At 63.3% G+C, this 24,508-nt stretch carries 23 protein-coding genes and 1 pseudogene; 9 read left to right on the top strand and 15 right to left on the bottom strand.

The window, feature by feature from the left end; translation table 11 throughout:
- Position 1 precedes the first annotated feature (1 nt).
- Positions 2-808: a citryl-CoA lyase gene (locus FY036_RS09070; protein ID WP_148914392.1), complete on the bottom strand. Its 807-nt coding sequence runs from the start codon at positions 806-808 to the stop codon at positions 2-4.
- Positions 809-951: 143 nt separating this feature from the next.
- On the opposite strand from FY036_RS09070, the gene FY036_RS09075 reads away from it, so the two are divergent.
- The 4 genes from FY036_RS09075 to FY036_RS09090 all read left to right on the top strand — a co-directional run bounded on the left by FY036_RS09075 (position 952) and on the right by FY036_RS09090 (position 5,342).
- Positions 952-1,809 (top strand): dioxygenase family protein, encoded by an 858-nt coding sequence (locus tag FY036_RS09075; RefSeq protein WP_148914393.1) that lies wholly within the window; start codon positions 952-954, stop codon positions 1,807-1,809.
- A 16-nt stretch (positions 1,810-1,825) separates the two neighbouring features.
- Positions 1,826-2,641 (top strand): IclR family transcriptional regulator domain-containing protein, encoded by an 816-nt coding sequence (locus FY036_RS09080; RefSeq protein ID WP_148914394.1) that lies wholly within the window; start codon positions 1,826-1,828, stop codon positions 2,639-2,641.
- Between the two features lie 183 nt (positions 2,642-2,824).
- Complete coding sequence (locus FY036_RS09085) at positions 2,825-4,294, top strand: amidohydrolase family protein (protein WP_148914395.1); 1,470 nt, start codon at positions 2,825-2,827, stop codon at positions 4,292-4,294.
- Positions 4,295-4,304: 10 nt separating this feature from the next.
- Positions 4,305-5,342, top strand: a complete 1,038-nt coding sequence (locus FY036_RS09090) for a uroporphyrinogen decarboxylase family protein (RefSeq protein WP_148914396.1) — start codon at positions 4,305-4,307, stop codon at positions 5,340-5,342.
- Here the strand turns inward: FY036_RS09090 and FY036_RS09095 are convergent.
- The 6 genes from FY036_RS09095 to FY036_RS09120 all read right to left on the bottom strand — a co-directional run bounded on the left by FY036_RS09095 (position 5,339) and on the right by FY036_RS09120 (position 12,273).
- Positions 5,339-6,805, bottom strand: coding sequence for a mannitol dehydrogenase family protein (locus FY036_RS09095; protein WP_148914397.1), 1,467 nt, complete (start codon positions 6,803-6,805; stop codon positions 5,339-5,341). The genes FY036_RS09090 and FY036_RS09095 overlap by 4 nt on opposite strands.
- A complete protein-coding gene (uxaC, locus tag FY036_RS09100; protein WP_148914398.1) occupies positions 6,802-8,220 on the bottom strand; it encodes a glucuronate isomerase in 1,419 nt (472 codons plus the stop codon). Before uxaC ends, FY036_RS09095 begins: the two co-directional genes overlap by 4 nt.
- On the bottom strand, positions 8,217-9,428 hold the full coding sequence (gene uxuA / locus FY036_RS09105) for a mannonate dehydratase (RefSeq protein ID WP_148914399.1): 1,212 nt from the start codon (positions 9,426-9,428) through the stop codon (positions 8,217-8,219). Before uxuA ends, uxaC begins: the two co-directional genes overlap by 4 nt.
- Positions 9,429-9,440: 12 nt before the next feature.
- A complete protein-coding gene (locus tag FY036_RS09110) occupies positions 9,441-10,718 on the bottom strand; it encodes a TRAP transporter large permease (RefSeq protein WP_148914400.1) in 1,278 nt (425 codons plus the stop codon).
- Entirely contained in the window at positions 10,715-11,233 is a 519-nt protein-coding gene (locus FY036_RS09115; protein ID WP_148914401.1) for a TRAP transporter small permease, read from the bottom strand. Before FY036_RS09115 ends, FY036_RS09110 begins: the two co-directional genes overlap by 4 nt.
- A gap of 65 nt (positions 11,234-11,298) precedes the next feature.
- The gene (locus FY036_RS09120) at positions 11,299-12,273 is read right to left on the bottom strand and encodes a C4-dicarboxylate TRAP transporter substrate-binding protein (protein WP_148914402.1); all 975 of its coding nucleotides are present in this window, start codon (positions 12,271-12,273) and stop codon (positions 11,299-11,301) included.
- A 76-nt stretch (positions 12,274-12,349) separates the two neighbouring features.
- On the opposite strand from FY036_RS09120, the gene FY036_RS09125 reads away from it, so the two are divergent.
- Both FY036_RS09125 and FY036_RS09130 read left to right on the top strand, forming a co-directional pair.
- On the top strand, positions 12,350-13,060 hold the full coding sequence (locus tag FY036_RS09125) for a GntR family transcriptional regulator (protein ID WP_148914403.1): 711 nt from the start codon (positions 12,350-12,352) through the stop codon (positions 13,058-13,060).
- A gap of 243 nt (positions 13,061-13,303) precedes the next feature.
- Positions 13,304-13,747, top strand: coding sequence for an SRPBCC family protein (locus FY036_RS09130; RefSeq protein ID WP_148914404.1), 444 nt, complete (start codon positions 13,304-13,306; stop codon positions 13,745-13,747).
- A 57-nt stretch (positions 13,748-13,804) separates the two neighbouring features.
- Here FY036_RS09130 and FY036_RS09135 read toward each other — a convergent pair whose 3' ends face one another.
- The 4 genes from FY036_RS09135 to FY036_RS09150 are packed head-to-tail and all read right to left on the bottom strand — an operon-like array spanning position 13,805 to position 17,226.
- Entirely contained in the window at positions 13,805-14,500 is a 696-nt protein-coding gene (locus FY036_RS09135; RefSeq protein WP_148914405.1) for a GntR family transcriptional regulator, read from the bottom strand.
- Positions 14,501-14,534: 34 nt separating this feature from the next.
- On the bottom strand, positions 14,535-15,392 hold the full coding sequence (locus FY036_RS09140) for an ABC transporter permease (protein WP_235897597.1): 858 nt from the start codon (positions 15,390-15,392) through the stop codon (positions 14,535-14,537).
- Positions 15,389-16,201, bottom strand: a complete 813-nt coding sequence (locus tag FY036_RS09145; protein WP_148914406.1) for an ABC transporter ATP-binding protein — start codon at positions 16,199-16,201, stop codon at positions 15,389-15,391. The genes FY036_RS09140 and FY036_RS09145 overlap by 4 nt, the downstream gene beginning before the upstream one ends.
- Positions 16,198-17,226 (bottom strand): ABC transporter substrate-binding protein, encoded by a 1,029-nt coding sequence (locus FY036_RS09150; protein ID WP_235897598.1) that lies wholly within the window; start codon positions 17,224-17,226, stop codon positions 16,198-16,200. The genes FY036_RS09145 and FY036_RS09150 overlap by 4 nt, the downstream gene beginning before the upstream one ends.
- 307 nt (positions 17,227-17,533) lie before the next feature.
- Between FY036_RS09150 and FY036_RS09155 the strand changes: the two genes are divergently transcribed.
- Positions 17,534-18,226, top strand: coding sequence for a fumarylacetoacetate hydrolase family protein (locus FY036_RS09155; RefSeq protein WP_148914407.1), 693 nt, complete (start codon positions 17,534-17,536; stop codon positions 18,224-18,226).
- A 198-nt stretch (positions 18,227-18,424) separates the two neighbouring features.
- On the opposite strand, the pseudogene FY036_RS09160 reads toward FY036_RS09155, so the two are convergent.
- Both FY036_RS09160 and FY036_RS09165 read right to left on the bottom strand, forming a co-directional pair.
- A pseudogene (locus FY036_RS09160) lies at positions 18,425-19,147 on the bottom strand (Ldh family oxidoreductase); the annotation flags it as partial.
- On the bottom strand, positions 19,144-19,887 hold the full coding sequence (locus FY036_RS09165; protein WP_148914409.1) for an SDR family oxidoreductase: 744 nt from the start codon (positions 19,885-19,887) through the stop codon (positions 19,144-19,146). The gene FY036_RS09165 and the pseudogene FY036_RS09160, both read right to left, overlap by 4 nt.
- A 183-nt stretch (positions 19,888-20,070) precedes the next feature.
- Between FY036_RS09165 and FY036_RS09170 the strand changes: the two genes are divergently transcribed.
- Positions 20,071-21,087, top strand: a complete 1,017-nt coding sequence (locus FY036_RS09170; RefSeq protein ID WP_148914410.1) for a GntR family transcriptional regulator — start codon at positions 20,071-20,073, stop codon at positions 21,085-21,087.
- Between the two features lie 48 nt (positions 21,088-21,135).
- Here the strand turns inward: FY036_RS09170 and FY036_RS09175 are convergent, their stop codons facing one another.
- Entirely contained in the window at positions 21,136-22,131 is a 996-nt protein-coding gene (locus FY036_RS09175) for an MDR family oxidoreductase (protein WP_148914411.1), read from the bottom strand.
- A gap of 37 nt (positions 22,132-22,168) precedes the next feature.
- Entirely contained in the window at positions 22,169-22,912 is a 744-nt protein-coding gene (locus tag FY036_RS09180) for a FadR/GntR family transcriptional regulator (RefSeq protein WP_148914412.1), read from the bottom strand.
- A 181-nt stretch (positions 22,913-23,093) separates the two neighbouring features.
- Here FY036_RS09180 and FY036_RS09185 point away from each other — a divergent pair, with 181 nt between their 5' ends.
- Positions 23,094-24,506, top strand: a complete 1,413-nt coding sequence (locus tag FY036_RS09185) for an FAD-binding oxidoreductase (protein ID WP_235897599.1) — start codon at positions 23,094-23,096, stop codon at positions 24,504-24,506.
- The last annotated feature ends 2 nt before the right edge of the window (positions 24,507-24,508 follow it).

The raw sequence follows: 24,508 nt of genomic DNA on the forward strand, positions 1-24,508 counted from the left end.
CTCAGGCCTCGGAAGCGGGCTTCGAGCCGCGTCCGTCATATGCGATTGCCATGTCGGCCTTATGAGACATGATGAAGCCTATGGACCGTTGCGATTCCTCGTAGAGATGCGCGACCAGTCCCGCTGCGCGCGCTAGAAGCGGAATGCCTTTCATCGCCTCGAGCGGCCATCCGGCATCGAGCATAAGAGCCGGTATCGCGCCTGACACATTGATGGGCAGCCGCCGGTTCATGATGGTGGGAGCCAGTTCGGCGATCTTGCGCAGGCAGCCGATATGGTCGCCCGTCACGCCGAGTTCGTCGGCCAGCGACAGCAATTTGTCGGCACGCGGATCGCCGGCACTATGCTGCGGATGGCCGATGCCCGGCACCTTGGCACGCTGCGCTTTCAGCGCCTCAAGGCCGCGACGCGCCGCGTCATCGAGGTTCGAGCCGGGCTTGCGGCCTTCGTCCAGCACCTCGACGATATAGCGGCCGGCGGTTTCCGAGCTTCCGGCAACCACCGAGCCCATGCCGAGCAGGCCCGCGGCCATTGCGCCCTGCCAGGCTTCGGGCGCTGCCGCCAGCGTCATGCGTGCGGCTTGCACGCTCGGCACCAGTCCGTGCTCCGCAATTGCCACCATGCACGCATTGGTAATGGCGCGCTGCACGTCGGTCGGACGCTCGCCGAGGACCAGCAGCCAGAAATAGTCGGTGAAGTCGATCTTGCCGATCAGGTCCGCGCACAGGTCGTTGCCGCGTATCGTTATGCTTTCCGCATCCGAAGTGGCGATGGCCGTGAACGCCTGTTCCTGCTTGCCGATGCGCATGCAAACTCCAAATTTTCGCATTGCGAAGTTTTTTTCTCTTGTCGGAAAGGTATGGCGCGATCTACCTTCCTGTCAAGCCTGACGGCCGGCTGTGGAATGTCATGCCGGGCGCTGCTATCGAGAGAGCCGGGAGGATACACGCGATGCGCGACATCAATCAGTTCACGATCACCGAAGCCGTGAAGAAGAGCTTCCGTACGGAAGAAGGCTCGCGGTTCAAGTTCCTGCTTGAGAGTCTCATCGACCATCTGCACGACTACACCCGCGAAACCAACCTCACCCACGAGGAGTGGATGCGCGTGCTGATGTTCCTCTACGATTGCGGGAAGATTTCCACGCCCGAGCGGCACGAGTTCATTCTCTTGTCCGACGTGCTGGGCTTCTCCGCACTGGTGGACATGATAAACACGCGCGGCGGCGCCACCGAGGGCAGCAATCTCGGCCCGTTCTATCTCGACAATGCGCCCAGGAAGCCGCTGGGCGCAGACCTCGCCGGTCCCCGGCAAGGCGTTTCCGTGCTATGCCACGGCGTCGTGCGCGACACATTGGGCCATCCGATCCCAGGCGCGATCGTCGATACCTGGCAGGCCGATGGCTCCGGCACTTATCCGATCCAGGAGGAGGGGCAGGACAAATACGACCTGCGCGGCCTCTTCGAGGCCGACGACCAGGGCCGCTACTACTACACCACCATCTTGCCCAAGCCCTACACCGTGCCCTATGACGGCCCCGTCGGCGAGTTGCTGCGTGCTGGCGACCGTCACTCGTGGCGGGCCTCTCATCTGCACTACATGATCCGGGCGGAAGGGATGCGCGGCATCGTCACCGAAGTCTTCTTCGAAAACACCGAATATGTAGACAACGACGCGGTCTTCGGCGTGCGCCGGTCATTGATCGCCAAGCTCGAACCATACAAGGCTGCGAAGGCGGGCGACTTTCCGCTGGAGCGCCAGCCCGACGCGATGATCAACTTCGATTTCGTGCTCGCGCCGGGCGACTGAGAGAGGGAAACACTGGATGCGCGACGAGGATGCGAAGGCCGAGCGGCCCTCCGAGTTCGTGGAGGCGCTGGCCAAGGGGCTGTCGATTCTCGAGAGCTTCGATTCGCAGCATCCAGAAATGACGTTGAGCGATGTCGCGCGCCGCGTCGGGCTCAGCCCTGCGGCGGCGCGGCGAAGCCTGATTACGCTTCAGGCGATGGGCTATGTCGGCCAGACCAACAAGCGGTTCCACCTTCGGCCCAAGGTGATGAGCTTCGGCTCGGCCTTCTATTTCTCTGCCCGCGTGGACGAGGTGCTTCAGCCGGAACTGCGCCACCTCGTGAGCACCTTCGGCGACGCCTCGTCGGTTGCAACGCTCGAAGGACATGACGTGCTCTACGTTGCGCACTATTCCGAGCAACGCGCGCGCCGACCGACCGCCACCGTTGGCGCACGCTACCCTGCCCATGCAACCTCGCTCGGCCGCGTGCTTCTGGCGGGTCTGCCGGACGCGGATTTCGACCGTTATCTGCGCGATGTCGACCCGGTGCCGCTGACCAAGAAGACGGTCGTCGACAAGGCACAGTTGCGCGAGATCGTCGAGGGCGTACGCGAGCAGAACTACTCGACCACGGTCGACCAGCTTGACTACGGCATCACCGCGCTTGCGGTGCCGATCCGCGGTGCGTCGGGGCGCACGATCGCAGCGCTCAACTCGTCGGGCTATTCGGGGCTGCTGACTGCGGAGGATCTGTTGAAGAACCGCCTTCCCGAACTGCGTGCATCTGCCGCCCGCCTTTCGCAGACGCTGTCGCGATACCCCGTTCTCGAATCCATCATCGGCACGCGCTGACCTCGCACGCCGAGGTACTTCCGCATTCGCGGCAGGCCGTAGCGCTCGATTGTTGCATTGACACGCTCGCGTGTTGCGACCTACCATTGCAACGAAAATATTTTCGCCTAGCGAAAATTTTGATGGAGCATGACTTTGGGTCATGTTGCTGTCATTGGCCGGTTTTCTTTGGGAGGAGAAATCATGTGCAGATTCTGCGAGTTGGGGCGTGCCCCGGCCGACCACAGCGCGGCAGCTGGCGGCGGTTTTTCTGCCTCAGCGGTTGCCCGCCCCTCCGCCATACCGATGCCGGCGCGTTCAGGCGAGGCGGGCCGCCGGCTCCTCCTGCGCGGCGGGCACGTCCTCAGCATGGATGCCTCGGTCGGTGATTTCGTCGTGGGCGACGTGCTGATCGACGGCAACAGGATCGCTGCGGTGGGACGGAAGCTGGACGCGGGCGATGCCGAGGTGATCGACGCAAAGGGTATGATCGTCATGCCTGGCTTCATCGATACCCACCACCACCAGTTCGAGACCGCTCTTCGTGGCTTTCTTGCCGATTGCATCCTCGTCAACGACGGTCAGCCGCACAGCGCGTTCAACTACTACGAACACATGCTGCAGAAGTTCTCGATGGTCTATCGGCCGCACGATGTGTATGTGAACGAGCTGTTCGGCTCCATCGCGCAACTCGATGCCGGCGTCACGACGGTGATGGACGTGTCGCAGATCCACCATTCGCCGGAGCATTCCGACGCGGTGGTGCAGGCGCTCAAGGATGCCGGCCGCCGCGCGGTGTTCGGCTATTTCGAGGGCTGGGGTGACCGGGCCAAGTATCCCGAGGATGCCAGGCGTCTGCGCGCCGAGCACTTCTCTTCCGATGACGGCCTTATAACCATGGTCATGGGCGGGGAGATCTATATCCCCGGCTACGAGAATGCATGGAAGATCGGGCGCGAGCTGGGTCTGCCCATCGCTCTGCACGTGGTCGGCACCTTCGGGATGCAGCCGGTGTTCGATGAGTTAGCCCGCAGCGGCCAATTCGGCTCCGACAACATCTTCATCCACATGACCGGCATGTCCGACATGGCGTGGCAGGCGGCCGCCGACGCTGGAGCGCACGTTTCGCTCTCCGTTCCCATCGAGATGACGATGCGCCACGGCATGCCCCCCATCCAGAAGGCGCTGGACCTCGGCATGCAGCCGTCGCTGTCGTCCGACGTCGAATGCACCATGACGGCCGACCCGTTCACGCAGATGCGTTCGGCAATGACCCTGCAGCGCGCCTTCATCAACGAAGAGGCGTTGGGCGGCCGGACCGATTGTGCGGCGATGGTGACCTCGCGCGACGTGATCCGCTTCGCGACGCTCGAAGGCGCCAAGGGCCTCAAGCTCGATCATCGGACGGGCAGCCTGACGCCGGGCAAGGAAGCCGACATCGTCATGCTTGATGCCACCGCCATCAACGTTGCGCCGCTCAACCACGTCACCGGCGCGGTGGTAACGCTGATGGAGCGCTCCAACGTCGATACGGTGATCGTCGCCGGCAGCATCCGCAAATGGAAGGGCGAACTGGTAGGCTTCGACGTGGCGAAGCTGCGCGGCGAGCTGGAGGCAAGCCGCGACCATCTGTTCGAGGCGTCCGGCATCGACCGCGACATCTTCCGCGCCTGAGGAGAACGACATGAACAAGAAACTGCCGCTGCTGCCCACGTCGCTGGTCGGTTCCTACGCCCAGCCCGAGTGGCTCATCGACCGCAAGAAGCTGGCTGGGCGGTTCCCGCCGCGCGTGCGTGCGCTGGAGCTTTGGCGCGTTGCGCCGGAATGGCTCGATCAGGCGCAGGATGACGCTACGCTGCTGGCGATCCGCGATCAGGAGCGCGCGGGGCTAGACATCATCACCGATGGAGAGATGCGCCGCGAGAGCTATTCCAACCGCTTTGCCACCGCACTTGAGGGTGTCGATCTCGACAATCCGGGCTCGGCGCTCGACCGCTCGGGCCATCCCAACCCGGTTCCGCGCGTCGTAGGCAAAATCCGCCGAAAGCACGCGGTCGAGGTGCGCGACGTGGAGTTTCTGCGCGCCAACACAGACCGCGTCATCAAGATCACCGTGCCCGGCGCATTCACCATGGCACAGCAGGCGCAGAACGATTTCTACGAGAGCGAGGAGGAATTGGCGCTCGACTACGCGGCCGCAGTCAACGAGGAAATCAAGGATTTGTTTGCCGCCGGTGCCGACATCGTGCAGGTGGACGAGCCCTATATGCAGGCTAGGCCGGAAAAGGCGCGCCAGTACGGCCTGAAGGCGTTGAACCGTGCGCTCGAGGGTGTGGAAGGCGAAACGGCCGTGCATATCTGCTTTGGCTATGCCGCGATCATCCACGAACGGCCGGAGGGCTACTCCTTCCTGCCAGAACTTGCCGGGTCGGCGGCAAAGGCCGTTTCGATCGAAACCGCGCAATCCGGTCTCGACTGCTCGGTGCTTGCCAAGCTGCCCGACAAGAAGATCATCCTCGGCGTGCTCGACCTTTCCGATCCCGAGGTGGAGAGCGCGGAAACTGTTGCCGCCCGGATTCGCCGTGCGCTGCCTTATGTCTCGGCCGACCGCATCGTGATAGCGCCCGATTGCGGGTTGAAATACCTGCCGCGTGAAACCGCCTTCGGCAAGATGAAGGCGATGGCTGACGGTGCAGCTCTGGTGCGGGCCGAACTGTCCTAACGCAGACCGGCGGCGATCGCCGCTTCCATATCGTCGGCGATCAGCAGGTCGAGAAAGGCTTCGACCTGCGAGCGCCAGATGGCGTTGTCGCTGAGGCTGGGCGGAAAAAGCCCCGGCATCGCGAAAAGCACTGCAGCCACGGCCTGTCCGGTTTGCTGCACACCTTGCAGGTTCGCGACGATCTCCGCCCCGCGCGGGTCACGCAGATCGTAGCTCCGTCCCGTGCCAACCCTGCCAAGCGCGTAGCGCATCCATGCGGCGACCGCGAGCGCAAAGGTTTGCGCGCCGTCGCCCCGCGCAAGCAGTTCGCTCGCGGGTTCGAGGAGGCGTTGCGGGAGCTTCTGTGTGCCATCCATTGCGATCTGGTATGTGCGATGTGCCATGGCGCGGTTTGTGAAGCGGGCGACGAGCTGGTCCGCATAGCCGTCAAGGTCGATGCCGGGCACGGGATCGAGAGTCGCCGCGGCCGCCTGCATATGCAGCCGCACCAACTGGGCAAAGCGCGCGTCCGCCATCGCGTCACGGACGAACTCGTGGCCGGCGGGGAATCCCAGATAGGCGATCAGCGAGTGCGAGCCGTTTAGCATGCGCAGCTTCATCTTCTCGTACGGCGTCACGTCTTCGACGAACAGCGCCCCCGCCCGCTCCCAGTCCGGTCGTCCGGCGGCGAAACTGTCCTCGATGATCCATTGCGAAAACGGCTCCGTCTCGACCGCCGCAAGGTCACGCCGGCCCGTCAGGCGCTCGGCGTCGGCCAGCGTGGCGTCCGTGCTTGCGGGCGTGATGCGATCGACCATGGTGGATGGGAAGGAGGCCGTGTCGTCGATCCATCGCGCGAGCTCCGGATCGCGTCGTTCCGCAAACTCCAGGACCAGCCTCTTCAGCAGCGCTCCATTGTTCGGCAGGTTGTCGCAGCATAGGGACGTGAAAGGTACTCTCTTCGCCGCGCGCCGCCGAGCCAGCCCCTCCACCAGGTAGCCAACTAAGCCTCGTGGCGCGCGGGGGCTGGCGAGATCGGCCGCGATGTCGGGGTGGCCGGTGTCGAGGCCTCCACTTGCGGGGTCGATGCCGTAAGCCTTCTCGGTAACCGTCAGGCTGACAATGGCGGTATGGGGATCGGCGAGCAGTTCAAGCAGCCGGTGGGGCTCACGTGCGGCTGCGATGGTCGAAATCACGCAGCCGATGATGCGCGCGTCGGTCTGTGCCGTGCCGCGTACAAACAGTGTATAAAGCCCGTCCTGCACGGCTAGCGCGTCGACCGTTTCCGTGCTGCGGAGGCTGGTGGCAACGATGCCCCAGTCGCCGCCGCCCGCCAATGCCGCGTCGTTATAAGCGGCCGTATGCGCACGGAAGAATGCGCCGGACCCGATATGCAGGATGCGCGGGCGCAGCTGTCGCCGGTCGTAGTGGGGCTGCTCGACTGCAGGGTCGATGTCAAACAGGTCGGTCAGCGGGGCACTCACAGCCTGTATGCCCTCTTCGCCAGCCCGTAGCAGAGCTCGGTGGCAATTTTCTCCGCCTCCGCCCCATCCATGCGGTGCTCGGCGGTCATGCGCGCGAGAAAACCGCAAACCTCCCGCCGCCACACGTCATGGCGCGCCGGAATGGAAAGCAGGGCGCGGGTGTCGTCGTTGAAGCCTGCGAGGTTTGCAAATCCGGCCGTCTCCACAACCTGATCGAGATAGCGGCGGATGCCGTTCGGGCTGTCGTGGAACCACCAGGGTGGGCCGATAAGAAGGCAGGGCCAATGCCCCGCCATCGGTGCAAGCTCGCGGGCGTAGGTGCTTTCGTCGAGCGTGAACAGGATGATCCGCAAGCCGGATGCGTGGCCGTGGCGATTGAGCAGCGCGTCCAGCCCGCCGACCCAGTCCGCGCGCGCCGGTATGTCAGCACCCATGTTGGGACCATACGTGGAAAGTAGGGCACGGTCTGTGCTGCGGCGCGAGCCGGCATGGATTTGCATCGTCATGCCGTCCTCGGCCGAAAGCCCGGCCATCTCGGTCAGCATCTGTCCACGAAAGAGTTCCGCTTCGGTAGGGGTAAGCGCGCCCTTCAGCGCCATGTCCAGCAGCCGCTGTTTCTCCGGCAGCGGCAGATCGGCGGTCTGGGCGCTCGGCGCGCCGTGGTCCGTGGCGGTCGCGCCGTGCTCGCGGAAGAAGGCGCGGCGGCGGCGATGGGCCTCGATCATGCCGTCCCAACTCGCAGTGTCGGTGTCGGTGATCTCTCCCAGGCACTGGAGATTTTCGGCAAAGCCCGGCGCTTCCGGGTCAGTGACCGCATCGGGCCGGTAGGTTGTGCGCACGCGACCGATCCAGCCATCGGCGAGCAGCTTGCGATGATGATCCAGCGGGTCGAGCGCGCCTTCCGTCGTTGCGATGGTTTCCATGCCGAACCGTGAAAACAGTGCCCGCGGCCGAAATTCAGGACGCCCGAGCTGTTCGCCTATGTGGTCATAAAGACCGTCAGCGTTCGCCGGCGTCAGCGGTTCCGGGCAGCCGAGGACGGCTGACATGGCGTGATCAACCCAGAGCCGCGACGGCGTGCCGGCAAAGATGTGGTAGTGCTCCGCAAAGACCCGCCAGATGGCGCGGCCGTCCACCTGCGGCGCGGTCCCGTCCAGCCGTGGCAGGCCAAGCGCGGCGTGCGGTACGCCAGCGCTGTGCAGCATGCGGAAAAGATAGTGGTCCGGGGTCACCAGCAGCGAGGCGGCGTCCTCGAAGGGCTCGTCGTCGGCAAACCATGCCGGGTCGGTGTGGCCGTGCGGGCTGACGATGGGCAGGTCGCGCACCGTCGCATAGAGATCGCGCGCGATGTTGCGCAACGCCGGTTCAGGCGGAAAGAGACGGTCGGGGTGCAGAAAGCCGTCGCTTATGCTCACCGGAAGGCTCCGGTTGCGGTCAGTGCGCGTTCGACGCCCCGCAGTTCCGCCAGCCCCTTGAGGCGGCCGATTGCCGGGTAACCGGGCTGGGCGCCACGCTTCATGTCGTCCAGAATGTCCTGTCCGTGGTCGGGTCGCATAGGGATGATGGCGTCAGCACGTCCTTCGGCCCGCCGCCGCGCTTCCTCGCGCAAGAGCGCCGCCACGACCGCCACCATGTCGGTGTCACCGCCAAGATGTTCGTCCTCGTGGAAGGAGCAGGGAATGCTGTCGCCTTCCTTGCGCACGTTGCGCAGGTGGACGAAATGGATGCGCGGCGCGAGCCGCTCGGCCATGGCGGGCAGGTCGTTGTCGTGGCGTGCACCCAGGGAGCCGGTGCACAGCGTCACCCCGTTGGCAGGGCTGTCGACCGCATCGAGCGCGGCGCGATAATCGGCTTCGGTGGACATGATGCGCGGCAGGCCCATGATAGGAAATGGCGGATCGTCGGGATGGCAGCATAGCCGCAGCTCAAGGCGCTCCGCCAGCGGCGTCACCTCAGAGAGGAAATCGATCAGGTTCGCGCGAAGCCGATCGGGGCCTATTTCCGCATAGTTGGCCAACTGCCTGCGCAGACCCTCGAGCGAGTGGTCCTCCTTGGAACCAGGCAGGCCGGCATTGACGGTGCGGGCCAGAAGCCTGGCGGCATCGTCGTCCATGCCGGCGAAGCGGCGCGCGGCGTCCTCGACCACCTCCGGCGCATAATCCTGCGCGGCATCGCGCCTTTCCAGAATGTGGATGTCGAAAGCCGCGAAGTCATGGAGATCGAAGCGCATCGTGGTGCCGCCATGCGCAACGCGCCATGCCAGCGCTGTGCGTGTCCAGTCCAGCACGGGCATGAAATTGTAGCAGATGACGGCGATGCCTGCCGAAGCCAGGTTCTCCATCGAAATCTTGTAGTTGTCGATATGCGTGCGCCAGTCGCCCGTCTGCGTCTTGATGGCTTCCGAAACGGGCAGGCTTTCGACGACCTCCCATTCTAGCCCGGTCGCGGCACCGTCCGGCAGGCGTCGCACCTCATCCTGGCGCTTCGTGATTTCGTGCGGGCTCCACACGACGCCATAGGGCACATGGTGGAGCGCCGACACAATGCCCTGCGCGCCCGCCTGTTTCGCATCAAGAAGCGTTACCTTGTCGACGGGGCCGAACCAGCGCCACGTATGTCTCATTGGCTGGTCTCCCTAGAAGACGAGATTGGGAAGGAAAAGAACGACGCCGGGCATGAACAGCAGCGCGAGCACCAGCAGCAGAACGGCGCCAATGAGCGGCAGCGACTCTCGGGTGTAGCTCTCTATGCGGCAGTTCAGCAGACTGCAGACGGTGAACATGGCGACGCCCACCGGCGGCGTCATTCCGCCCAGGGTGACGACGATCATCATCAATATGCCGAAATGCACCGGGTCGAACCCGACCGACGTGATGATAGGAACGACGATGGGCGTCAGAAGAAGCATCATCACCGTGCCTTCAAGGAACAGGCCGATGACGAACAGGAATGCCAGCACCGCGATCACGACCAGATGCGGCTCACTGATTGTCCCCAGCAGCAATCCGGAGAGCTGCTGTGGCACCTGCAGGAAGGTGATCGCAAAACCGACGATGCCCGACATCAGAATGATGAGCATTATCATGCCGATATCGGAAATCGCTTCGCGAAACGCGTTCAGCGTCCTGTCGGGGGTCAATTCGCGGTGAGCCAGCGTGCCGATGACGACTGCGTAGATGACTGCGCCCGCGCCGACTTCCGAAGGTGTCAGCACGCCGCCGCGTATGGCGAATACCAACAGGACCGGAAACAGCAGCGCCCATTTGGCTCCCCACATCGCCCGGCCCAACTCGCCTGCCGTGGGCTTGCGTGCATCGGCAGCGACATAGTCGCGCTTACGGGCGATGATGTAGATCGTTACCATCATCACTATCATCATCAGGATGCCCGGAATGATGCCGGCCATGAACAGGCGACCGATGGAGACGTTGCCGACATAGCCGTAGAGGATGAGGCCGATGGAAGGCGGCAGCACCGCCGTAATCAAAGCGGTAACGGCGATGACGGCTGCCGAAAACCCCTTCGAATAACCCTGCGCGAGCATCGACGGTCCGAGGATGCGGGCCTCCATGGCAGCTTCGGCCACGGCGGAGCCGGAAACGCCGCCCATCAACGTGGACAGGATTACCGACACCTGCGCAAGCCCACCTGCCATCCACGATACCGCGACGTTAGCGAAGTGAAACAGCCGCTCGGTGATGCCGCTGGCGTTCATCAGGTGCCCGGTGAGCACGAAGAAGGGTACGGCCAGCAGAGGAAAGCTCTGGCTCATGGTCGCGATGCGCTGCACGCCGATGGAAAGCGGCATGATGTCGGACTGAAGGAAGAAGACGAAGCCGGATATTCCGATGACGAACGCTATCGGCGCGCCGATGAAGAGCAGGACGAGAAAGACTATGCCGATGGCGATCATGGCTGGCGCCCCGCCGACACGGTGATCTCATCGTCAGGTTTGGTGTAGATCAGCGTCTCGCCATCGCGCCGCGTCCATGCCTGCACAAGATTATGGAATAGCGCGCCGCACAGCATCACGCAGCCGACCGGCACCGCGACGGTGACGAAAGCGTAGGAAAGCCCGCTATCGCCGAAGACGCGCTGACGGTTGAGCCAGGTCAGCTTGGTCCCTTCCACGGCCAGCACGGCGAGAAAGGCGACAATCAGCAGCGTAACGGCCGTCTCGACAGCCAGCCGATGCTGGTAGGGCGCCCGGCGCACGAGGAGATCCACCCCGAGATGGCCCTTCTCGCGCATCGCGCGGGCGGCTCCGATGAAGCAGAGCCATATGAACAGCAGCTGCGCCATGTCCACCGACCATATCAACGGCTGGCCGAAGAAGCGCATAACGGCGGCCATGAACACCAGCAGCGTTGTGCCGGCGAGAAGCACGACCGCGACCGCGAACTCGATCTGACCAAGTCGCCTGAGCATGGGAAACTCCGAAAAGAAGGAGCGGCGGGCGGGCCCGCGCGCCCCTATGGAGGAGAGCTGGACGATTACTGGGCGGCTATGCTCTGCACAGTTTCGCGCAGGTCGCCGTAGCCCAGAACGTCATAGACGCCGGCGGTCGCATCACGGAAAGGCGTGACGTCGATTTCGGTTATGGTTGCGCCGGCGGCTTCGAGGTCCGCCTCGATCTGCGCGAGTGCCGCTTCGGTGCCGCGTGATGCTTCGTCGCCCGCCGCAAGCGCTTCCTCTCGCAGCATGGTCTGCACGTCCGCAGGCAGGCTGTCGAACCAGGCCGCGCTGGTCACCATCCCGGTGATGAGACTGATGTGACCGGTCTTGGTTACATGGGGTGCCACCTCATGCAGCTTGGAACCCCACAGAGCTGGCAATTGCACCTCAACCGAGTCGATCACGTTCTGCTGCAAGGCCGAATACACCTCTGCATAGGGCATCGGCGTTGGCGTCGCACCCATCGCCTTCACCGTCTCGGTCCACACCGGCGCACCCGGTGTACGCATGCGCGAGCCGGAAAGATCGGCCGGCGTTGCGACCGGCTTGTCGGTGACCACATGGCGCTCGCCCTGCCACCAGTTGAACGAGAGGATCTGATGGCCCGAAGCTTCGCGCAGCTTGCCCACCCACTCCTCGAACAGGTCGGAGGTCACGACGTTGCGGATGCCGTCATAGCCGGAAGCCAGATAGGGCGCGCCAAGAATACCGAGTTCGTTCTGGAAGACGGCGAGGCGTCCGCCATCGACGATCACCGCCACCGGGGCACCTGCACGGGCCTGTTCGAGCACATCCTCGTCGGGACCAAGTTGCGAATTGGGGAACAGCTTGATCTCAACGGCGCCGCCCGAACGCTCCGCTACCGCGTCGCGGAAACTCTCAAGCCCCTTGTAGAGCGGGTCGGTCGTGGTAAGGGCCGTATTGATGCTGAGCGTATGGTCTGCGGCGAGCGCCGGCCCTGCGACGGCAACGAAGCCGGCGGCGAGAATTGACGTGAACGAAACGAACCTCATGATTTCCTCCCTGAGCGAACGATAGGCCCTCCAAAGCCTCTTCCGGAGACTAGAATGGTAGTATATTGTTGTCAACATGAGTCTTGATTTCGAACTTGCGCCGCTGGCCGACGACAGCCAGCGCGCCCGCCAGGCGACCATTGGATCGCGTGTCTACGACACGGTGCGAGCCGCCATCGTTCAGCTGCGCTTCCGGCCGGGAAACCCGCTTTCGGAAGCGGAGATCGCGCGCCAGCTTGGCGTGTCGCGCCAGCCGGTGCGCGAAGCCTTCATCAAGCTGGCTGAGTCGGGGCTGGTCGAGATCAGGCCGCAGCGCGGTACCTTCGTGCGCCTGATCTCACGGCGCGAGGTCGCCAATGCGCGCTTCATACGAGAGGCCATCGAGGTCGCGATCGTGAAAAAGGCGGCGACGGACGCGGCAGCGAGCGACGTTACCACGCTGGAAAGCCTTATTCGCGAGCAGCGCGCCGTCGCGGTGAGCGGGGACAACGTCGCCTTTCTGCGGCTGGACGAGAAGTTCCATCAGGCGGTGGCTTGCAGCGCCGACTGCGAGGACGCATGGCGGGTGCTGGAGGGGCTCAAGGCGCAGATGGATCGCGTGCGCTATCTATCGCTGCCGGAAGCGACGCCGCTCGAGACGATCATCGAGCAGCACGAGCGCATCGTGCGTGCCATCGCCGCCGGCAAACCTGACGAGGCGGAGCTTGCCATGCGTCAGCACCTTTCGGAAATCCTGCTATCCCTGCCCAAGCTCGCCGCGGGGCACCCGGCCTATTTCGTGGATTGACCGGCATTCCGTGCGGCGAGGTTGCCGCATAGGTGCAAATGGAGCATGGGACCCGCGCGTTAAGTGCCGATGAACACAAGCTGCCGCCAAAAAAATCAAGGACGGGTGTCGGGAAGCGCGCCGACAGTTCGTCCTTAGAGCGCTCGGTGGCCATCGAGCGGTCTTTGTCGGCAGTCACCAAGCGGCGGTGGGCTAAGGTTGCTCCCACCGATGTTGTCGTCCACAAGGGGAAGGAGAACCAATATGCCCAGCATCGTAACCTTGCACCGCGTTATTGCAGCCAAGCCCGAGAAGGTCTTCAGGGCCTTCGTTGAGGCGGACGCGATTGCAAGCTGGCTTCCACCTTACGGCTTTCTCTGCACTGTGCACGAGCTGGACGCCAAGGTAGGAGGCAGGCACCGGATGTCCTTCCGAAACTTCACGACTGGCCGCAGCCATTCCTTCGGCGGGACCTATAAGGAGCTCGCTCCGGGCGAGCGGCTGGTCTACACCGACAGCTTCGACGATCCGAACCTCCCAGGCGAGATGGTCGTCACGGTGACCCTCAAGGCCGTGTCCATTGGAACGGAGGTAAATATCGAGCAGAAGGGGATACCGGACATAATTCCGCGCGAGGCTTGCTACCTCGGCTGGCAGGAATCGCTGCGCAAGCTTGCGAAGCTCGTCGAGCCCGAGATCAACCAGTAGGCAATCCTCTCCCTCCATCGCGTCCGCTGTTCGTGCCGGCGGCGATGCCCGTGGCGACTACGCCTCGATTTGCGCTTCCAGATGCTTCAGCGTGAGGTTGTATTGGTCGAACAGGCGCTGTTTGGCGAGTTCGGCGTCACCGTCCAGTGCAGCCTCCATTATGAGCCGGTGCTCTTCCACGGAGTCGCGACGGGGATAACCGCTCATCGAAATGTAGCGGTAGCGCTCCGCCTGATCCATCATCTCGTTGCAAAACTTTATCAGCCAGAACGAGCCGCACGCGCCGATCAGCGCATTGTGGAAGGCCCGGTGCTTGATCTCCCACTCTGTGTTGTCGCCGCCTTCCTCCGGGGTCTGAATGCGGGTCCGCGACAGCCGATGGAAGGAGAGGACAATGTTGTCCTCCCAGATTTGCGTTCGGTTGGCGATCGACTCTTCAAGTGCCTTTCCTTCCAGCCAGCAGCGCGTCCTGACGAGTTCGCGCAGCTTTTCCAGAGACAGTTCGGGGACGAAGAAGCCCCGCTGGTCGTGGCGATCGACGAGATGCTCCGACGACAGCCGGTTGAGCGCCTCGCGAACCGGATTTGCGCCGACGCCGTAACGCGTCGCTACCTGCTCGATCTGGAGCTTCTGGCCGGGCTTGAGCTCGCCCTTCAGAATATCCTGACGGAGCCTGCGATAGACGAGCGTCGCCGCCGTCGCCTTCTCGCCACGCCCCCCGGTACTCCCGACCTCCGGCACGTTCAGCGCCATGTTCGCCCCTCTTCCCCGTTGTCAGCTATCCTCGTCACTGTGCCATGCCTCCGCCGGCCGAAGATTTCTGCCAGAACACAAGGCGCCGCTCCACCCATACGACGGTCCAGAAAAGGGCGAGACCCAGCAGGCTGAGATAGATGATGAGCGAGAAGACGCGCGGCGTGTTGAGCTGCGATGCGGCGACCCGGATCAACTCGCCGAAACCCTTGCCGCCGCCCAAAAACTCGCCGGTGATCGCGCCGGCCATAACACCGACCGCCGCGATCTTGAGGCCCGTAAACATCTGCGGCAACGCCAGCGGCAGCTTCATCTTGATGAGCGTCTGGAGACGCGTTGCGCCCATCGTCTTGAACAGGGCGCGGGCGTGTTCGTCGGAGGCGTGCAGGCCGGCTGCGGTGCCGACGACGATCGGAAAGGTGGCGATAAATGCGGCAAGCGCCACCTTGGACGATATGCCGAATCCGAGCCACGCGAGGAAGATCGGGGCAAAGGCCACCTTGGGCATGGTGTCGATGGCAACCAGATAGGGCAGGACGGCGCGCTCGCCGAAAGCGAACTCACCCACGATGATGCCGAGGCTGAAGCCGATAGTCAGGGCTATCGCGTAGCCGAAGATCACTTCCTTGAAGGTTATCCAGAACGCGGTCAGCATGTAGCCGCCGGTAAGGAGGTTCTGGCCGACGAAGGCGATGTCCTGCGCCGTTTCCCACGGACCCGGCAGAATGATCGGCGACACGAGGCCAGACAGGTGAATGACCTGCCACGTAAGCAGGAACGCGACCATGAGGCCGGTCATGCCGATCCATCGCGGCAGGCGGTCCATGAAGGTGACAGGTTCGGACCATACCGTGTCCGGCCGAGCGCCTTGAGAGTTGTCGACGGCGGTCACAGGAATGCTCCCTTGTCGAGGTGCGTGCGAATGTGACGGACATATTCGCCGAACTTGCGGTCTGTCATCATATCGAGGGTGCGCGGCCGCGGCAGGTCGATCTCGACGGTCTCGACGAAGGTCCCGGGTCGCGGTGACATGACGTAGACCACGTCCGAAAGGATGACCGCCTCCGGGATCGAGTGCGTGATCAAAAACGCAGTCGCTTGGCGTTCCATGCAGATACGCTGCAATTCCATGTTCATGAAGTCGCGAGAAAGTTCGTCGAGTGCGCTAAACGGTTCGTCAAGCAGCAGCACTGCCGGCTCGGTGATGAGCATGCGGCAGATTGCTGCCCTCTGCGCCATGCCGCCGGACAGATCGCCCGGTCGGCGGTGCTCGAAACCCTTCAATCCGACAAGGTCCAGAAGGGCCAAGGCGTCGGCGTGCTTTGCCTTGGCAGCGGCGCGCCCGTCACGGATTTCGATCGGCAGCACGATATTCTCGATCGTCGTCCGCCACGGAAACAGCGTGGCATGCTGGAACATCATGCCGATGTCCCGCCGCGTGCCGGTTACCGGCGTCCCCTGCAGATAGACGCTGCCTCCCGTAGGTGGGACGAGGCCAGCCATGATCTTGAGCAGCGTGGTCTTGCCGCAGCCTGACGGGCCGATGACAGAGGCGAAGCCGCCTTCGTTTAAGGTAAGATCGACCCGGTCGAGCGCCTTGAGATTACCGCGGGCGTAACTTTTGGTCACGCCACGCAGTTCGTAGACCGGCCGGCCATGATGGCCGGCCGTCGCTTCGGTGATCCGGTGGACCGCAGTCATTCCGCGTTCCAGGCTTCGACGAAGTCGTTCGTATAGGCGGCCTCGAGATCGTCCAGCGGTGCGGAGAGCGCCCCGGTTTCCACCGAACTGTCGTGCCACATCTGCCAGTGCTCGGGCGGCTGGTAGCCGTAGCCCTTCGACATGTCGAGCGGCGTGATGCGATCCTGTATCGCCGTTAGCAGCGCCGCGGCGAACTCCTTGTCCTCGCCCTCCTGCGGATTGCCGGCGGCGGCATGCTCGAGCACCTTTTCGCGGTTGGCGGGATCCATGCCGAACTTAGTTCCCTTTACGAGCGCCTTGCCGAAGGCTTCGACGACATCCGGGTTCTCTTGGAGATAGGAGCGGGTAACGGCCCAGCCATTGCCGAAAAAGGAGAGATACTCGTCCGGCGTTATTTCACGAAGCGGGATGCCGCGCGACTGGATGATCGCCGCGTCGCTTACCGCCGCTGCGTATGACTGTATCTCGTCGTTGAGGAACGCAGCCGCAGCGGTGCCGCCGTCGCCGACCGCGAGAAATTCGTAGTCGGTGCCTTCCGCCAGGTTTTCACCGGCCAGAATGGCACGACTGAACCCGACCTCGGCACCGTCGGCAGTGCCGACGCCAACCGTCGTGCCTTTCAGGTCCGCCGGGCCCTGGACGGCGGATTCATCCTTCACGACGAGGCCGAAGATCGACTTGGGAAACTGATTGTAGATGAAGACGACGTCTTCGCCGCGCGCACGCGCGCCGAGCAGCGGTCCAGGCCCCGGATTGCCGATCTGCGCCTGGCCTGCGGCCATCGATTGCAGCACCGACGCCGACCCGTTGACGGCCTCGACTGTGACATTGAGACCCAACTCCTCGAAATAACCCTCGCCGATGGCGACATGCATCGGGAAGTTGTTGATGGCCGAAGGGTTCGGCACCACCACCGTGATGTTCTTCTCCTGTGCAGACGCTGTATGTGCGACGCCCAGCGAGCATGTGACCGCCAGCGCGAACGTCGCCATGGCGATGCGGCCAAACCGCATTTCTCGTTCCATTGTGTCTTCCTCCCTTTTTGCCAGATCCTCCGATACCGGCAGGCAGCATTATCTACATTTTTGCGTTGAGCTGTCAAAAACAGATGTTCAATAGTTTGGTGCTGGAAGTCCGTTATCAGAGTGGATGATAGCGAAAGCCCTTACATAAGCAGCGGTTAGTCGCGCCTCGTCGCTGGATCTCATGCCGGAGAAAGCAGCATAGAAGCATTGCATATGTAGATTCCGCATAGATCGTAGATTTTTTGATGCGTTCGAGGGTTTTATGTGCTTTATGCCTCCCCGTAGTCGCGCAGTCAGGGAGGAAAATATGAGCGCTGGGTATGTGATTGAAGCTCCGAAGCAGGCGAGCATCGCGGTGACGGGGAGTGACCAGCGCTTTCCGGTGCGCCGCATCTATTGCGTCGGCCGCAACTATGTGGCGCATGTGCGCGAGATGGGTGGCGACGAGCAGCGCGATCCGCCGATTTTCTTCCAGAAGCCGTCGGATGCCGTGATCGATAGCGGCAGCACTATTCCCTACGCGACGATCACCGAAAACTTTCACCACGAGATGGAGATGGTGATCGGGCTCAAATCGGGCGGCTACAACATCTCCGAGGAGGATGCGCTTCGCCATATCTGGGGTTATGGCTGCGCCCTCGACATGACCCGTCGCGACATCCAGGGTAATGGCAAGCCTTGGGAGATCGGAAAATCTTTCGATCAGGCCTGTCCGTGCGGGCCCCTGTCGCCGGTTGCGAGCGTGGGCCACATCGACAAAGGGGCGATAAAGCTGACGGTGAACGGGGAGACGAGACAGGAATCCGATCTCTCTCTGCTGATCTGGCGCGTGCCGGAGATCATCGCGAACCTGTCGACCTATTTCGAGCTGATGCCGGGCGACATCATCCTGACGGGCACGCCGCACGGCGTGGGCCCGGTGCAGGTTGGAGACGAACTGGTCGGCACCATCGCCGGGCTGGAGCCCCTCAAGATCAAGATCGGCCCACGCCCATCCTGAGTGTCGGGCTATAATCTGCGACCACGGACAAGCGGCAGGTGGCAAAGCGAGGGCTGGGGCGAATTTGTCGGTATCGGCAGATCCACTGCGGCTCTCTACTTATCGAAGGTTAATCCCGGCTCTATGTCTCATCCGCATCACCGGCGAGTGGCCTGATCATAACCACCGCATTTATCGTCTTCGACATCGTCTCGAGCGACCCTTGAAGCCGAAGGCCCCGCCCAGCGGCGCAAGCATGTCGGCGGCGTGCGGATCGACTACGTCCTGCCCGTTGGGGTCGGACGCGGTCCCTTGGGGCAGCGGCAGGCCGAGGCTCTTGTAGAGCTGGATTCGGTTGTAGGGGATGGCGCTGGTAGCCATGTCCAGCAGCCACGGACGCTCGCCCGCGACGGGAACCGCGAACGCTATGGGGTTTGTGCCGTGAAAGCGCTGTGCGCCTTCGTGCAGCCGCACGAAGCTGTCCGAGTTGCAAACACACAAGCCGGCGTAACCGGCTTTCACTGCTTCCATCGCGAAGGCACCCGCCGGGCCGAAATGCGACGAGTTGCGGATCGCCACTGCACCGATGCCGAAACGGGCGGCGAGCGAGACGGCATGGCGCATCGCCTCATATGCAGCGTAGGCGCCGTGAGCGGCATCCGCATCGAGCGTCGCGATGGCACCGAACTCGGTGACGAAGCGCATCTGCGGTTCGCGCTTGATACGCCCGCCCTCCAAGGCGGTTACGTAGTGATCGAGCAGGCGAACGCCGTGGCTGTCCACCCCAAGCCGCGACCCATGCATCATTGCATCCGTCGCTGCGCGCGCGGTCTTCTCGCCGGCCCCAGCGGCAAGGAGCGTGGTGAGACAGAAAGCGTCCAGCGCCTCAACCGCAATCTTCTGGGCAGGCACTGTCTGCTTCGTGGCATTCGCGGTCGTCACAGCGTCTGGCCTCCGTCGCAAACGATCACCGTGCCGGTCGTAAACGCGGCTTCGTCGCCGGCGAGCCAGACGGCGGCTGCAGCCATCTCATCCACGCTGCCAAGCCTCCCGATCGGCTGTCTCTCTGTAAATTGCCTGCGAGTAGCCTCCGGATCGTCGGTCGCCTGCATGCGCGCTTCGAGCGAGGGCGAGAGCGTCGTGCCCGGCGCCAGCACATTGCAGCGCACGCCCGCACGGATCGTGTCGCGCGCAACGGCCTTGGAGAGGCCGATAACGGCGGCCTTGCTGCTTCCATACGCTGCCCGACCGGCCACGCCGGTGATGGACGATGCGACTGACGCGACGTTGATGATCGAACCCGAACGGCGTTCGATCATGCCGGGTAGGGCAGCGCGGATCGTATGGAACATCGACGTGACGTTCTGCTCGAAGCTTCTCAGCCAGTCTTCTTCCGATGCCTCAAGAATGCTGCCGGAATGCACCCAGCCGGCGCAGTTGAACAGGATATCGATGGTGCCAGCATCGGCGACCGCGGACCGCACGTCATGCCCATCTGTAACGTCCAGTTCAACGATCTCGATGCGTTCCGATATCCGTGGGAGGTCGGCCATCTTGGACAAGGTGCGGCTTGAGGCAACGACGCTTGCTCCCTCGCGCGCAAATGCCAGGGCGACGGCGCGACCTATGCCTTGCCCCGCTCCAGTCACGAAGGCGCGCTTGCCGACGAGGCGACCCGTCATGAATTCCTTCCTCCCGGATGCCACTGCCGATATCGTCTTGTGTCTACACTAGACGGTATCGTGTGTACACTAGACATTAGCGCGATGGCTTGGCAAGCTGAATCTCGCGGTGGCATTGCCTTTGGCGAAAACCTATTCTGGTCATGCCGCACGAGGCCGCGAGGAGAGATATTGCAAGACAGGATGCAGAACCGAACCGATGCCGAGGAGGTCCCGATCGCCGCGGGCTCTTCACCTCGCCTGTATGAGCGCGTCTTCGACATCCTGTCCGAGCAGATCGCGCAAGGGCGTTTCGGCACCGAAGCGGCCCTGACCGAAACCGCAATAGCGTCCCGCTTTGGCGTTAGCCGCGCCCCGGCAAGGCGTGCGCTTGCCGAATTGGAACAGGCGGGACTGATCCGGCGAGCGAAGCAGCGGGGTTTCGTGGTTGCCGACGAACATGTCAATGCGGCAGCCAGGCCTGGCAAGGCATCGGAGGGCGACGAAAAGCTTGTATCCTTGCCCAGTTGGGAGCGCATCTATCGCGATGTGGAAAGCGAAATCATAGCGCGCATTTCGTTTGCCACGTGGCGGTTGAACGAGGCGGAACTCGCGCGCCAATATGGGGTCAGCCGCACGGTGGCGCGTGACGTCATCGGCCGGCTGCAGCAAAGTGGTCTGGTACAGAAGGACGACAGGTCGCGCTGGTTTGCCCCGGCGCTTACCACGCAGCATGTCAGCGAACTTTACGAGCTACGCTGGCTGCTGGAGCCCGTGGCGCTGACGAAGGCGGCGTCAAACCTGCCAGACGGCCTCCTCGCCGGTATGCGATCCGATCTCGAGGCGGCCCTGGCCGTAGGGAGCGACATCGAAGGCGAGCGGCTGGACGATTTCGAGCGGGACCTTCACATCACCCTGTTGGGGTATTGCGGCAATCGGGCGCTCACGCAGGCGATCACCTATCCGCAATCGCTATTGATCGCACACCGCTTCCTTTATCGCTGGACATCGGTCCTGTTTACGCAGGAGCCCTTCCTGCCCGAGCATCTCGACGTGGTGGAGAAGCTGCAAGCCGGCCAAGTGGAGGCGGCAGCCAGGTCTCTCGAGCAGCACCTGAAGATTTCACGGGACCGCGCCATCTCCCGTATCGGCGTGATCGCCGCAGGCAGCCAGCCGGATACGGTCAGCTATCTTGAGCGAATGACGCCTGCGAAGAAATAGTGGCGCCTGATGCGGCTCGCCAGAACCGCGGCGCCTGATCTTTCGCTTTTACGCGTTCACGTCGATCACCACGCGCCCGCGCACGTTGCCGGCGATTATGTCGTCGGCCAGCGCCTTAATGTTCGACATCGGCTCGACGCGCGTGATGGCTTCCAGCTTGGTGCGGTCGAGGTCGCGGGCAAGCCGTGCCCATGCGCGCTCGCGCTGTTCCTGCGGCGCCATGACGGAATCGACGCCGATGAGCGTCACGCTGCGCAGGATGTGCGGCAGAACGGTCGCCGGCAAATCCGCGCCGCCCGCAAGGCCGCAGGCTGCAATCGCGCCGCCGCGCACGGTCTGCGCCAGCGCGTTGGCGAGCGTGGTCGAGCCTACGGCATCGACGCCACCCGTCCAGCGTTCCTTCTGGAGCGGCCCGCCCTTGGCGGCGAGTTCTTCGCGGCTGATGAAGCCGCTCGCCCCCAGCCCCGCCAGATAGTCGTGCGTTTCGGGGCGGCCGGTGGCGGCGGTGACGACATAGCCCTTTGCTGCCAGCAGGCTGATCGCGACAGATCCGACTCCGCCCGCCGCGCCCGTCACCAGCACTTCGCCCTCGCCCGGTGCGATGCGGCCCCAGTCTTCCAGCGCATCGACGCACAGCGCGGCAGTGTAGCCGGCGGTGCCGATTGCCATCGCCTGCAATGGAGTGAACGCCGCTGGCAGGCGGGTCAACCATTCGGGCTTCAGGCGCTGGAAGCGGCTGTAGCCGCCCCATTCGGTTTCGGATAGGCCCCAGCCGTTGACGATGATCTTGTCGCCGGGATTCCAGGCTTCCGAACGGCTTTCAACGACGGTACCGGCAAGATCGATGCCGCCCACCATTGGCAGGCGGCGGGCAATGCGCCCCTTACCGCTGACTGCCAGGCCGTCCTTGTAGTTGAGCGTTGAATATTCGATTTCCACCAGCACGTCGTGGTCGGGCAGGTCGCTCGTTTGCAGTTCGCGAAAAGAGACGTTCTGGCTGTCGCCGTCCTTGTCGATCACAAGGGCGCGGAAAGTGGCTGACATGGCGTCTGCTCCCGATTCTTGTCTGGCGTTATCGCTGTTAGCTGCCCGCTCGCGCGGCCCGCGCCGCCAGCGTGGCGTTGTACATGGCATGGATATATTCGAGCAGCCGGCCGAGTGCGGCCGTTGCGGCCACGGCGTCGCGTTTGCGTACCGCTTCGAGGATGTCCTTGTGCAGCGTGACGACCTGATGGCGCTCGCGCAGGCGCACCACGATCATGTTGGTGATCGGGATGAACGCCTCGATGACGGTGTACATCATCAACTCCAGCGGGCCGTTTCGTCCGGCGCGAACAAGCGCCCGGTGGAAGCGCACGTCCGACGCACAGAAGTCCTCGTCCGTCGTCGCACTGTCGCTCTGCACAGCGATTTCGGCTTCCATCGCGGCGAGGTCTTCGTCGCTGCGGTGCTCAGCCGCCAGCCGGCAACAGATCGTCTCGGTCTCCATGCGTGCCGTGATGATCTGGTCGATGTCGAACGCACCGACGCCCACCAGCAGCGTGGCGGCCGCTGTAATCGTCTCCGATAGCCCTTCCGCATCCGGGCGCATGACGAAGGTGCCGCCGGTCGGCCCGCGCTTCGACTGTATGAGGTTCTGCGCTGCAAGGCGCTTCAGGGCCTCGCGCACGGTGGGGCGCGATATGCCGTAGCTGCGGGCGAGTTCCTCCTCGGTCGGAAGGCGCTCGTCCATCTTCAGTCGCCCGTCGAGAATGGCCTCGCGTATGCTGTCAGCCACCTGCTTGGCGACGCTTCCGCGGACTACCGCATCGTAATTCAGGACCATGCGAACTCCCTCTATTGTCGCCGACCTTACACGCCTGAGCGCGCAAATCCAGTTTTATATATAGGTTTGACAAATATTGGTATGCTGCTAACGTTCTTGTAGCGTCGGATTGCTTGCGAGTGGCTCGGGTGAGATTTTTTTCGCGTCGTTTCAGAGACTTGCGGGTTAGGGCGCAACGGTCGTGAGCGCACTGGACAGCGACCGCATCGCAAGCTTCATAGCCTGCATCCGCCCGCTCCTCGATCGTAATGGCGTTCTGGAGGGCGATGCCGTAGGCCCGGCCCGCGACCGCGACGCGACCGAGGTGCCCGGTACCAGACCCTTGGCGCTTCTGCGCCCTCGCAATGCAGCGGAGCTGTCGTCCATCCTTTCCGTCGCTTCCCAGACGAGGCAGTCCATCGTCATTCAAGGTGGACGAACCGGGCTTGCCGGCGGAGCTCGGCCGCGCGAGGGTGAAGTCGCGGTCTCGCTGGAGCGGTTGCGCGCCCTGTCGCTCGTCGATGAGGCGAATGCAACAATCGACGCGGAAGCGGGTGTGCCGCTTGAATTGGTACAGAAGGCCGCGCGCGAAGCGAACCTCTATTTCGGCATCGATCTCGGCGCGCGTGGCACGGCGACCGTCGGCGGCATGATCTCCACCAATGCGGGCGGCATTCGCGTGCTCCGCCATGGCATGTTCCGCGATCAGGTCGCGGGCATCGAAGGAGTGCTGGCAGACGGCACGGTCGTCGATTCCTTGCGCGGCCTTCCCAAGGACAATGCCGGGTACGATCTGCGGCAGCTTTTCATCGGCACCGAGGGAACGCTCGGCGTCGTCACAAAGGCAAAGCTGCGCCTGAGCCCTGCGCCGGTGACTGAAAGTGCCGCCCTGCTTTCCCTCGGGTCGGTTGCGGATGCAATAACGCTGCTTGCTTTCCTGCGAACACGTATCGGCGACCTGCTGGCCGCTTTCGAGATGATGCTTCCGAACGTCTATGAAGGAAGCGTCGCGCACGGCGGCCTTCAGCCGCCTCTGCCATTCGGCGCGGCAATCTACGTACTCACCGACATTCAGGGCCGCATGCCAGAGGCGGATACGGCGAGGTTTCACGCGGCGCTTGCCGAGACCATCGAGGGCGGGTTGGTCCAAGACGCTGTCCTGTCGTCGTCGGGGCGCGAATTCCATGGCCTCTGGGCCATTCGAGAAGGCATCAACGACTATATCTTTGCGCAGGGCGAGGCTTGCGGGCTGGACGTCGGCGTTCCTCTGGCCGGCATATCTTCATTCCTGAGCGATGCCGAACGCCGCGTATGCGCGATCGATGATCGCGCTCGTGTATTTGTGTTCGGGCATCTGGGCGACGGCAACCTTCATTACATAGTCCAGACGGACAACGCCGATGCGGTGACCGGCGCGGTGCTCGAAGCTGCGGCTAAAGCAGGCGGCACCATCTCGGCCGAGCATGGCATTGGCCAGGATAAGCGCGAATGGCTGCACCTGTGCCGTAGCGAGGCGGACATCGCCATCATGCGGCGGCTCAAGCGGGCGCTCGACCCAGCAGGCATTCTCAACCCCGAACGTGTGATCCCCAACAGCACGGCACATACCCAGTGAGA

It is taken from the genome of Neoaquamicrobium microcysteis (assembly GCF_008180155.1).
Taxonomy (GTDB): domain Bacteria; phylum Pseudomonadota; class Alphaproteobacteria; order Rhizobiales; family Rhizobiaceae; genus Aerobium; species Aerobium microcysteis.